This is a genomic window from Corynebacterium sp. KPL2850 (assembly GCF_040225855.1).
Taxonomy (GTDB): domain Bacteria; phylum Actinomycetota; class Actinomycetes; order Mycobacteriales; family Mycobacteriaceae; genus Corynebacterium.
Genome location: NZ_JBEHFV010000007.1, coordinates 51,976 through 63,307, shown reverse-complemented (window position 1 = coordinate 63,307; position 11,332 = coordinate 51,976). Strand labels below are relative to the sequence as shown.

11 protein-coding genes are annotated in these 11,332 nt (G+C 62.9%); 2 read left to right on the top strand and 9 right to left on the bottom strand.

Annotated features, from left to right (window positions below):
* Positions 1 to 21: 21 nt before the first annotated feature.
* Positions 22 to 3,015 (bottom strand): type I DNA topoisomerase, encoded by a 2,994-nt coding sequence (gene topA / locus ABRP93_RS03870; RefSeq protein WP_349886972.1) that lies wholly within the window; start codon positions 3,013 to 3,015, stop codon positions 22 to 24.
* Between the two features lie 246 nt (positions 3,016 to 3,261).
* Between topA and ABRP93_RS03865 the strand changes: the two genes are divergently transcribed.
* Positions 3,262 to 3,891 (top strand): DedA family protein, encoded by a 630-nt coding sequence (locus ABRP93_RS03865; RefSeq protein WP_023025046.1) that lies wholly within the window; start codon positions 3,262 to 3,264, stop codon positions 3,889 to 3,891.
* A gap of 36 nt (positions 3,892 to 3,927) precedes the next feature.
* Here ABRP93_RS03865 and ABRP93_RS03860 read toward each other — a convergent pair whose 3' ends face one another.
* Complete coding sequence (locus tag ABRP93_RS03860; RefSeq protein WP_005276524.1) at positions 3,928 to 4,131, bottom strand: cold-shock protein; 204 nt, start codon at positions 4,129 to 4,131, stop codon at positions 3,928 to 3,930.
* A gap of 179 nt (positions 4,132 to 4,310) precedes the next feature.
* Here ABRP93_RS03860 and ABRP93_RS03855 point away from each other — a divergent pair, with 179 nt between their 5' ends.
* Positions 4,311 to 6,683 carry a DEAD/DEAH box helicase gene (locus tag ABRP93_RS03855; RefSeq protein ID WP_349886971.1) on the top strand — a complete coding sequence of 791 codons (2,373 nt, stop codon included), beginning with the start codon at positions 4,311 to 4,313 and terminating at the stop codon, positions 6,681 to 6,683.
* Here the strand turns inward: ABRP93_RS03855 and ABRP93_RS03850 are convergent.
* The 7 genes from ABRP93_RS03850 to ssd form a co-directional block, all read right to left on the bottom strand.
* Complete coding sequence (locus tag ABRP93_RS03850; protein ID WP_349886970.1) at positions 6,680 to 7,003, bottom strand: Rv3654c family TadE-like protein; 324 nt, start codon at positions 7,001 to 7,003, stop codon at positions 6,680 to 6,682. The genes ABRP93_RS03855 and ABRP93_RS03850 overlap by 4 nt on opposite strands.
* Positions 6,996 to 7,310 (bottom strand): hypothetical protein, encoded by a 315-nt coding sequence (locus tag ABRP93_RS03845; RefSeq protein WP_023016597.1) that lies wholly within the window; start codon positions 7,308 to 7,310, stop codon positions 6,996 to 6,998. The genes ABRP93_RS03850 and ABRP93_RS03845 overlap by 8 nt, the downstream gene beginning before the upstream one ends.
* Positions 7,311 to 7,343: 33 nt before the next feature.
* A complete protein-coding gene (locus tag ABRP93_RS03840) occupies positions 7,344 to 7,547 on the bottom strand; it encodes a DUF4244 domain-containing protein (protein WP_005276515.1) in 204 nt (67 codons plus the stop codon).
* A 65-nt stretch (positions 7,548 to 7,612) separates the two neighbouring features.
* Positions 7,613 to 8,236, bottom strand: coding sequence for a type II secretion system F family protein (locus ABRP93_RS03835; protein ID WP_349862109.1), 624 nt, complete (start codon positions 8,234 to 8,236; stop codon positions 7,613 to 7,615).
* Entirely contained in the window at positions 8,233 to 9,012 is a 780-nt protein-coding gene (locus ABRP93_RS03830; RefSeq protein ID WP_349886968.1) for a type II secretion system F family protein, read from the bottom strand. Before ABRP93_RS03830 ends, ABRP93_RS03835 begins: the two co-directional genes overlap by 4 nt.
* Entirely contained in the window at positions 9,005 to 10,195 is a 1,191-nt protein-coding gene (locus ABRP93_RS03825) for a TadA family conjugal transfer-associated ATPase (RefSeq protein WP_349886967.1), read from the bottom strand. Before ABRP93_RS03825 ends, ABRP93_RS03830 begins: the two co-directional genes overlap by 8 nt.
* Positions 10,192 to 11,262: a septum site-determining protein Ssd gene (gene ssd / locus ABRP93_RS03820; protein ID WP_349886965.1), complete on the bottom strand. Its 1,071-nt coding sequence runs from the start codon at positions 11,260 to 11,262 to the stop codon at positions 10,192 to 10,194. Before ssd ends, ABRP93_RS03825 begins: the two co-directional genes overlap by 4 nt.
* Positions 11,263 to 11,332: the final 70 nt, after the last annotated feature.

The following is an 11,332-nucleotide window of genomic DNA, read 5'->3' as shown; positions in this document are numbered from 1 at the left end:
CCACCTTACTTATTTCTGCGCTTATTTCTTCCGCGAGCCGGCCTTAACCACGTTCTTCGTGCCGGGCGAAGGCTTCGAGCTAGATTTCTTAGCCGCCTTCTTCGTGCCCTTCTTAGTGGCCTTCTTGGTTGCCTTCTTCGTCGATTTCTTGGTCGACTTCTTTGTGCTCTTCTTAGAAGACTTCTTCGTGGACTTCTTCTTCGTCTCCCCAGAGGCCTCTTTGGCGCGGCGCTCGGAGAGGAGCTCGTTGGCGCGGGCATCGGTAAGCTGCTCCGGATCGTCGCCGCGGCGCAGGGACGCATTGGTGGTGCCGTCCGTGACGTACGGGCCGAAGCGGCCATCCTTAACGGTCATAGGCTTGCCCGAAACGTCATTATCGCCGAGCTGCTTCAGCGGCGGCTGTGCTGCCGCGCGACCCCGACGCTTCGGCTCCGCATAAATGCGGCGCGCCTCATCCAGGGTGATGCTAAAGATCTGCTCTTCCTTAGCCAGCGAGCGCGAATCCGTGCCCTTCTTCAGGTATGGGCCGTAACGGCCGTTTTGGGCGGTGATCATCTCCCCGTCGTCCACGCCCACCTCGCGCGGCAGGGATAGCAGCTCAAGGGCCTGTTCCAGCGTGACGGTCAGCGGCTCCATCGAGCTAAAGAGCGAGGCTGTGCCAGGCTTCAGCTTCTCATCAATGTAGCCATTGATGCGCTTTTCCTTCTGCTTCGCGGCCGTCTTAGTCTCCCAATTCTTGGCGCGCTTGCCTTCCTCGGCGCGCTGCTTATCCTCTTCTGCGCGCTCTTGGGCGACGATCTCCAAGGCCTCCGCCTCAGCCTTCTCCCGCTCATCATCGCGCACGACCTCGGTGACATAGGGACCAAAGCGGCCTTCCTTAGCCACCACCATGCGGCCGTTTTCGGGATTCTCGCCCAACTGACGCCCGCCCTGCGAGGTAGCAAAAAGCTTTTCCGCCAGCTGTTCATTCAGCCCATCTGGGGTCACGGTTTCTGAGAGGTTGGCGCGCTGGTATTCCACGCTACCGTCCTCATTAGTGCCGATCGCGCGCTCGATATAGGGCCCGTAGCGGCCGACGCGCACGAAGACCTCGCGGCCCTCAGAATCGGTATAGAGCTTGAGCGAGTTGACCTTGCGGGCATCGATGGCCTCGAGGTTGACATCGATAAGCGATTTCAGCCCACCATGCCGCGCGATGGAGGCCGCCTTGTGCTCGTTGGCCTCAGCATTGCCAAAGTAAAAGCCGTTGAGCCAGTCCGTGCCATCCTCCGTGCCGGTGGCAATCGAGTCCAGCTCATCTTCCATGGACGAGGTGAAGTCATAATCCACCAGCTCGGTGAAGTTTTCCTCCAAGAGGCCCACCACGGCGAAGGCCACCCACGAAGGAACCAGGGCGTTGCCGCGCGAGACGACGTAGCCGCGGTCCTGGATAGTCTTGATGATGGAGGCATACGTCGAGGGGCGCCCGATGCCCAAATCTTCCATCTTTTTCACCAGGCTGGCCTCTGTATAGCGCGCCGGCGGGTTGGTGGAGTGACCTTCTGCCGAAACCTCTTCGGCCTGAAGATCGCGGCCCTCCTCCAGGTGTGGCAGGCGGTTGTCGCTCTTCTTGCTCGTATCCTCGTCGGCGCCGTAAGCCTTCAAGAAACCCGGGAAGGTAATGGTGCGGCCGGTTGCAGAGAACTCGACGTCGTAGGTGCCGTTATCCGTGTTCGCGGTGCCAGCGACCGCCACCTTCATGGAAGTGCCCTTGGCATCGGCCATCTGCGAGGCCACGGTGCGCTTCCAAATTAGGTCATAGAGCTTAAATTCCTCCGCATCCAGCTGGCTAGAAAGCTGGCCCGGGGTGGCAAAGGACTCACCGGCGGGGCGGATAGCCTCGTGCGCCTCCTGCGAGTTCTTCACGCGGCGGTCATAGACGCGCGGGGAATCCGAGACGTATTCTTCGCCATAAATGCTGGTCGCGGAGCTGCGCGCGGCGTTCAAGCCCTGCTGGGACAGCGAAGAGGAGTCCGTACGCATATACGTAATGTGGCCGTTTTCATAGAGGCGCTGCGCAATACGCATCGTGCGCTCCGAGGTAAAGTGCAGGCGCCGGCCCGCCTCCTGCTGCAGCGTCGAGGTCATAAACGGCGCATAAGGCTTGCGGGTATAGGGCTTGTGCTCCACCCCGGCTACTGTCATGCCCGCGCCCTGCAGGGACTTTTCCAAGGCCTCCGCCTGCGGCTGGGTAATGACGATGACGTCCTTGGTTTTCACATTTCCGCTATCATCGAAATCGCGGCCCAAAGCCACGCGCTTGCCATTAACCGCGGTCAGGCGCGCGTCAAAGGCCGACGGGCCCTCGCCACTGCCAGCTCCCGCGTCCAAGGTGGCGAGCAAATCCCAGTAATCGGCGGAGATAAACGCCATGCGCTCGCGCTCGCGCTCGACGATGACCCGCGTGGCCACCGACTGCACGCGCCCGGCCGAAAGCCGCGGCATAACCTTCTTCCACAACACCGGGGAGACTTCGTAGCCGTAGAGGCGGTCGAGGATGCGACGGGTTTCTTGGGCATCGATAAGGTCATAGTCCAAGTCGCGGGTGTTTTCCGCCGCCTCCAGGATGGCGGACTTGGTGATCTCATTAAAGACCATGCGGCGCACCGGCACCTTGGGCTTTAAAACCTCCAATAGGTGCCAAGCAATGGCCTCGCCCTCGCGGTCCGGGTCTGTTGCCAGCAAGAGGTTATCGCACTGCTTCAGCTTGGATTTGAGGTCAGCGACCTTTTTCTTTTTATCCGGGCTGACGACGTAAAGCGGGGCGAAATCATCTTCCGGGTTAACACCCAAGCGGGCCCAAGATTCTTTCTTGAACTTCGCCGGCACGTCGGCAGCGCCCCGCGGGAGATCGCGGATATGCCCCACGGAGGCCTCCACGATGTAGTTATCTCCCAGGTACGGCTGGATCTTCTTCGCCTTAGTCGCCGACTCCACAATCACTAAAGTTTTGCCCGGCTCGGCCGCTTCTGCCACTTCGACTTCATCCCTTTCGATGATGCGAACATTAAAATTTGTGCGCTTTCAGCAATCGCCCCTAGCGTACACAGGTGGTTTATACCGTTCTTCGCACCATATACTTGGTACTACCAAAAGGCTTTGTAGGGGGCGCTTCGCACCCCCACCGAACCGGTCTATACTGACCTTTTTAGAAAGTCCAGCAGCTGTGAAAGCATTGTTGGGGACGATAGCACACCCACAACACACCCCGTGGAGGATTAGATGGTTGACACAGTAACGATGTGGATTGAAGCCATCATGGGCACGGAGTGGGTGTATCCAATCGTGGGCCTGCTCATTTTCGGGGACTGTTTCTTTCCAGTGCTCCCTTCCGAAATCCCGCTGAATATGGCCGGCGCCTGGGCCGGCTCGCAGGGATTTCCGCACCTGCCCACCATGTTCTTTGCGGCGCTCGTAGCCGCCATGTTGGGCGATAACCTGTGCTTTTTGCTGGGCACGCGGTTTATGCCACTGCTTAACCGCATTCAGAAAGGAACGAAGGCCTACGAGGCCCTCACCTGGGTAAAACGCAATATGCGCCGCGGCGGTGGCGCGGCCATTATCATTGCGCGCTTTATCCCCTCAGCAAGGCTCTTTATGACCATTTTACTGGGGTCAATGCGCTTTCCCTGGCCGGTCTTCCTTTTCTTCGACACCATTGGCGTGATGCTCTGGGCATTCCAAGCCTTGGCCATTGGTTATGTGGGCGGCTTGGCGTTCTCCGATACCCCACTGTTTGCGATGGTTATCAGCATTATCGCCGCCGTATTCATCGGCTTGGGACTGCAAAAGGCCCAAAACAGCATCATGGAGTGGTGGGATACCCGCCGCGGCTACGCCGAAACGCCCTAGGGCTCTAACCCCCTGGGGCTCTAAACCCCCTGGGGTTTAGAGGATGGAAACGGCCTGCGCCTGGTCGCCCTTCGGGCCGGATCCAACCTCGAAGCTGACCTTCTGGTTTTCTTCCAAGGTGCGGAAGCCGCTGCCCTGAATTTCGGAGTAGTGCACGAAGATGTCTCCACCGCCGTCCTCGCGCTCGATGAAGCCGTATCCCTTTTCGGAGTTAAACCACTTAACGGTTCCTTGAGTCATGGTGAACTGAGTTCCTTTTCTTAAAGAGGTAGCGCGGAAACCGCGCCGGTAGTTATTCGGTAAATGGGTCCTCGAGCAGTACCGTGAAGTATAAAACCGCACCAAGACAACATTGGCCTGTCAACAGTGTGACACGTTCCACGCCAAAGCGATAGATTTAACTCACAAGGGGGTAAAAATTGTCTCACCCGGCTGGCGATAACCCCATTGGTGAAGAGCTCCTAGAACTCATCCAGCGGCGCCTTTCTGAGTCCACCCTGACGTTTCACACCACGCTCCCGGCGCAACGGGCCCGCTACGCCGATTGGCCGGAGTGGGTGCTGCCGGGGTTGAAGGAGAAGGTGGTAGATGGGGGCATCGGCAAGCTCTATGCGCACCAGGCCGAGCTCGCCGAATGCGCGTGGCAGGGCCGCGACGCGGTAATTTCCACCGGTACCTCGTCCGGAAAATCCCTGGGCTATCAGCTGCCCATCCTCACCCGGTTGGCAGAGGATCAGACCGCGTGCGCGCTCTACCTCACCCCCACCAAGGCCCTGGGATCGGACCAGCTGCAGTCCGCGCTCGAGCTGTGCCGCGGGATTCCGGAGCTCAAGAACGTGGTGCCCGCGCCCTATGACGGCGATACGCCCCAGGAGTCGCGGGCGGGCGTGCGCGAGCATTCGCGCCTGGTGTTTTCCAATCCCGATATGGTGCACATGTCCATGCTGGCCGCGCACGCGCGGTGGGCGCGGGTGCTGCGCCACCTGGAGTTCATTGTCATCGATGAATGCCATTCCTACCGGGGCGTATTCGGCGCCAATGTGGCCCTGGTGGTGCGCCGCCTGCTCCGTCTGTGCCGGCATTATGGATCGCGGCCCACCATCATTTATGCCTCCGCAACCATGAATGATCCGGCGCGGCATGCCGAGCGCCTCACCGGCCGCCCGGCGCATGCGATTACTGAGGATTCCGCCCCCACCGGCGCGCGCACGGTCGCGCTCTGGGAGCCTGGATTCCTGGAGGGCGCGGAGGGCGAGCACGGCGCCCCCGTCCGGCGCGCGGCCACCACCGAGGCAGCCGAGATGATGGCGACCTTCATCGCGGAAGGCGCCCGGACCATGACCTTTGTGCGCTCCCGCCGCTCCGCCGAGGTCGTGGCGATGGTAGCCGCCGAGACCCTCTCCGGCAGTTTGGGCCGGCCGGATTTCGCACAGCGCATCGCCGCCTACCGCGCCGGTTACTTGGCCGAGGACCGCCGCCGGCTAGAGCAAGCGCTTGACGATGCCTCCCTATTAGGCGTCGCCACCACCTCCGCCCTCGAGCTGGGCATCGACGTCGGCGGGCTCGATGCCGTGGTTACCGCAGGGTTTCCGGGCACCGTGGCCAGTTTTTGGCAGCAAGCCGGGCGCGCAGGCCGCCGCGGTCAAGGCTCGCTCGTAGTGCTCGTAGCCCGCGATGAACCCATGGATACCTACCTGGTGCACCACCCCGATGCGCTACTGGGAAAACCGGTAGAAGCAAGCGTCTTTAACCCCACGAATCCCTACATCCTCTTTGGACACCTCTACTGCGCGGCGGTGGAAAAACCGCTGGATGATGCCACCATTGCTCAGTGGGGTGCCAGCGAGGTCATCCACCAGCTTGCGGAGCAAGGCCTCGTGCGCCGCCGCGAGCGCGGATGGTTTGCCGTGCCCATTCCCGCTTCCAGCGCGGAGGAGCTCTCTCCGGAAACCGCCCACTCAGCGGTATCGCTGCGCGGCGGATCAGGCGAGGAGGTCATGATCGTGGATGCCTCCGATGGGCGTCTTTTGGGCACCATCGATGCAGCCCGCGCGACCAGCCAGGTCCACCCCGGCGCGGTCTACCTGCACCAGGGCGAAAGCTTTGTCATCGAGGAACTCCTCCTGGCCGATTATGTGGCGCTTGCCCGCCCGGAAACCCCCGAGTATTCGACCACCCCGCGCTCCACGACAGATATTCGCATCGTGCGCGAGGCCGATAACCTGGTCAATTACTCCCCAGGCCTGTGGGTGGCGGACGTGGAGGTCGAGGTCACCGACCGCGTCACCGGCTATCAGGTGCGGCTTGCCGATGGCACCATCGGCGACGATATCCCCCTCGATCTCCCCGAACAGCGGCTGACCACCCGCGCCGTGGCCTATACCATCGACCCGCTGGCGCTTTCTGCGATGGGCATTACCGCCGCCGATATCCCCGGCACCCTGCATGCGGCCGAACATGCCGCCATTGGCCTGCTGCCGCTTATCGCCACCTGCGACCGCTGGGATATCGGCGGCGTATCCACCGCCCTGCACGCGGATACACAGCTTCCCACCATCTTTGTTTACGACGGCCGCCCCGGTGGCGCCGGGTTTGCCGAAGAGGGATTCCGCCGCTTCCCCGAGTGGATCGCGGCCACCTTTGAGGCGGTGCGCTCCTGCCCGTGCGAGGCCGGGTGCCCATCGTGCGTGCAATCGCCCAAGTGCGGCAACGGAAATAATCCTCTGAGCAAGGACGGCGCCATCAAGCTGCTCGGCGCGCTCGTCACCATGACGCAGGATGCCGCGGTTTAGACTGGGCCCGCCTTGGCCTTGGCGCTCTGGCCGCGCACCGCGGCAACGGCGATGATATCGGGTACATTTTCTGTGCATTCCTCGAGGCTCGCGCCGTTATCCCGCGCGGTGCTTTCTGCGGCCGCACATGCATCCTTGCCGGTGGCTAAGGCCCACGCGCCGGCCACGGCGGCAAGGTCCGCGGCCACTTGCGCTTCATGGCGCGCGGTCACACGAGATCCCACCGCCGCGATGACCAGCAATAAGCTGATAATGGCGACGATGATTCCGGTGGCTGCGATGGTGGCGTATCCATCCTCGCCGTGGAGCCTGCTAGTCATTGCCGGCCACCTCGGCGGGAAAGACCGCTTCCGCGCTCATGGTGCCAATGGGAGCATCGACGCTTACCGATGCCCTGATAAGCCCCGCACTTTCCTGCACGCTCACCCGGGCATCCTCGCGCGCCGGTTGGTACTCGACGCCGATGGCGTGCGACCTAGCCGCCGCGCCCGCCATATCCACCGCCGCGATATAGGACGCCATCGTCGCAATCGCACCGATGATGCCCGCCGCCACGAGGACGAGGGAGCTTAATGCCAGGGCGGCCTCGATGGTCACGGAACCATCGTCATCGACTACCGTGCGCATGATTCCTCCTTTCTTGTTTTCTAGTGCGCCCGGCTAGCTTGGAGTATTCGATAGCGCATCGGTGATAATTCCCTCGATGGCATCGACCACACCGCCGCCGTTGATAACCATGTACAGCACGCCGGCAAGCGCTGCGGCCGCGAGCGATCCCATGGCGTATTCAATCGTGCTCATCCCCTCATCGTTGCGGACGAGGGCGCGGGTGAGCTGGGAGTACTTAATAAATAGTGCAGACATTTTAGGAGTCCTTTCTTAAAAGGTGTGGTGGTTGAGTGGTTGAGTAGAAGTGAAAGGTGGTGCGTCTAGAAAAGCTGCGCGCCCAAGCTGATCACTACGGGCGCGAGGCCTAGAACGATGAATGCTGGCAGGAAGCACACCGCCAGTGGGAGGGCAATGAATACTCCTGCACGCTCTGCTTTAGCCGTAGCGTGAGCAGATGCTTCGGCGCGCAATGAAGTACAGATTCGCGTACATCCGGCGGCTATGGTGGCGCCGGATTGGCCCGATAAGATGACAAGCCCCGCCACGTCCTCTAGTCCCGCATGGCCTTTCATGTGGTCCCATGCAGATTCCGTGGGCACGCCAACCCCTAGGAGCGCGGATACCGTCTCCCACAGGTGCTGGGTATCGGCCTCTGCCGTGCGCGCGACTGCCGTAGCAGCCGCGTGCACCGTCAGGCCCGCACTCAGGCAAGCTGCGAAAAGTTCGATATCCCCGGCCACGAGGAGTGGATCCACGGTGGTAGATGGCTGGAGTTTGCTCATCAATCCCCCGCGCGCTGTTGCGCCATCGCGCTTTCTTGGGCCGGCGCGCGGGGTCTTCGCCGTGTGCTGCGCTGTGTATTGTGCCGTAGCCGGCCCCAGCCGCCCCTTGGTGGCCGGCAGCCCAACGAGCACGGCCAGCGCCAGGCAGATAAAGGCCATCATGGTGCCGCCTTCCTGATAATGACGCGGGACCAGGCAAAGCCGCCGCAGGCAAGCCCCACCCCGATGACCAGCAGGATTCCGCCTAATCCCCCGCCGAGCAAGAAGCCCAGCGAATTGGCCCCCATCGCCCCGCCCATGGCGATGCCCGCAATGGGAAGGCAGGCCAAGACCGTGGCCGTAGCTTGGGGTCCTTGCAGCCCGGCCGCGGTGGATTGGTGGTGGCGGCGCAGCGCATCCATTCGGCTTTGGGCCTGCTCAAAGAGGCTTGCCACCGCGATGCCGTGCTGTGTGGATAATTCAAGCAGGTGGCCCAGCCGGGTAAGTTCTGCATCCGCATGGGCTCCTGAGAGCGCCACGTGTGGGGGCGCACCGCGCGCCGCCGCGGTAGCAGTGGATTCTAAGGCCGCGCTCATATCCCGCGGCGTCGTCGAGGGAAGGGACTCCGCCCCGCGCGATAGCGCCCTTGCAAGGGTTGCCCCAGCGCGCAGGTCAGCGGTGACGACCCCGAAGTATCCGGCTAGGGCTTCGCGGCCGCACCGGCGCGTGCGGGCGGCCATGATGTCCTTGACATACCACGACACGCACCAGGCGATGATCGCTGCCGCAACCGCAATACTCATCCGCCCGACCGAGAAGAAGACCAAGCTGCCGCAGAATACGGCGCCCAAAATGGCTAAGGAGCTGGCCTTTATCCGGCTGCCCTTGCCAGCAATGCGGGATGCGCTCGAGGGCACAGACAGCAACAGCGCTGCGGCGAGCAATAAGAAGCTAAGCATCCGCCTGACCTCCTGCTTCTTCGTGCGGTTCCTCCAACAGCGCGGCCGAGAATTCCGCAAAGCCGGGCGCGGGGCCCTCGGTTGCACTCCAGACGATGCGCGGGGTGACCGGATTGCCCTCTAAGACGCCGATATGGGCCAGGCGCCGGCCATGTGGCGTGCGCTCCATGGTCAGCACCACGTTGACGGCGGCCGCTAATTGCGAGTGCAGGGCGCTGCGGTCCAGGCCGCCGAGCGCGCCGAGGGCCTCCATGCGGGCGGGTACCTCAAAGAGGGAATTGGCGTGCAAGGTGCCCGCGCCACCATCGTGTCCCGTATTCAGCGCGGCGAGGAGATCGACTACCTCTGGGCCGCGAATTTCACCGACGACGATGCGGTCTGGGCGCATGCGCAGCGCCTGCCGCAGCAATTGCGCCATGGTGATTTCCCCGCTACCTTCAGCGTTTGCCCGGCGCGAGACGATGCTCACGCAATGCGGGTGGTGGGGTGATAGCTCCGCCGTATCTTCGATGACCACGATGCGCTCGCGCTCGGATACGGTCCCTAAAAGCGCCGAGAGCAGCGTCGTCTTGCCGGAACCGGTTCCGCCAATAACGAGGAAGGACACCCGCTTGTCCACCATCGCGGCAAGCAGTTGGCCAATGTCTTCGGGCACGGTGCCATTGGCCACCAACTGCGGCAGAGTGGTCTGCGCCTGCCGCAATACGCGCAGGCTAATGCACGTTCCGCCCACGGCGGGTGGGCTTAAAAGGGCGTGCACGCGGAGCACGACGCCATCGGGGCGCGTAACGCGGCCATCGGCAAAAGGCTGGGCATCATCAAGCCGCGTTCCCGAGGCCGCGGCCAACCGGGAAGCGAGCTGGCGCACCTCCCCATCGTTGCGAAAGGTGATATCGCTGCGCTCTAGCCCCTCGCCGCGGTCCATGAAGACGTCTTCGGGCCCGTTGACCACGACATCGGTCACGCCCTGCCGGGCCAATAAGGCATCCAGTGGCCCCATGCCGGTGGCGTCCTGGCGCAGGCGCCGAAGCAGATCCACTACGGCTACGTCACTGATGACCCCCGCTTCCTCGCGGATCCGCCGGGCCAAGCTAGAGGCGTCGTGCACCAGATCTGGTTCGGCAGCAATGAGCCGCTGCATCTTCTCCATGGTTTCGGTCGAACTATCCATCGCTGCGCTCATACCCCTACCTCCTCGCGCACCGCAGTGGCGGTTTTGGCCAAAGCCGCGGGAAGTCGGGCCGGGAGTCCGCCGATCTCGATGCTGCGGGTTAGCCCGCGCACGGTAGGCAATTGGGCACTGACCCGGTGGTGGATGATGTCTTCTACCTCCGGCGCGCTCAGCGCCGCCCACTGCCGTTGGCGCAGCACCACCACGATGTCGCGCCGGGCCTCATCCATGCGCAGGATGAGTTGTGCGGCCGCCGCTGCCGATCGCACCTCCGCAGCCACCACCAACACCACGTGCGTGCAGGCAGCCGGGATATTTTCCGCCGTGCAATCCACAACGCACAGGCCCTCGCCTGCGTGCGCCGCAGACGTCGCCGCCGCCAAGAGCGCGGCATCCAGCGTGAAGGTGTCTTTCACCGTGCTGCGCGCCGCGGATAGCACCGCTATGTCATCAGCGGTAGAAGGCAAGGCGCGGTAAAGATCTGCGGCATCGATGCTGCCATCGCCAATATTGAGCTCCGGCCAGCGGGCACCTGGCGCGGTTTCCACGCCGAGGAGGAGATCGAGCCCGCCGGAGTGCGCGGTGGCATCGATAAGCAGCGCCCTCGCCTGCTCGCCCGCCGTGCAGTGAGATCGCGCCAAGGCTGCTGCAAAGGTAGAGGCTCCTACCCCACCACTGGCGCCCACCACCGCGATGGTGGCGGTACCGGGGCGATCTTCTGGCGGGTGCGCGGCCTGGGCGATTGCCGCCAGCAGGTCCTTAATCTCCGCGGGGATAATGAAAGCGCGGTCCGCATGGCAGGCAAGCGCTGCCTCATAATCGATGGGCCCCGGATCCGCGGCGAGGAAAAGCACCGGGGCGGGCGCGGTCTGTGCGGCTTGGGTCGAGGCGATAACGCGCGCCATGAGCGCGTCGACCAAGACCATATAGGCTCCGGGGAGGCTGCGTGGGATATCGCGGGGATCGGTTACCGTGATGACCTCGTGGCTGGTCGCGGCGGCGGCATGGACCGCCTCGGCGCGCAGGGCTTCCTCGCCTATGGCGACGACGATGGTGGAGCGAGAGTGTGCTGTATTCATGTCCCCTAGCCTGAAGCACCCGCCTCGGCTGCACTAGGGATGGGACTTCCCGCCTGTGGATAAAAGGGCA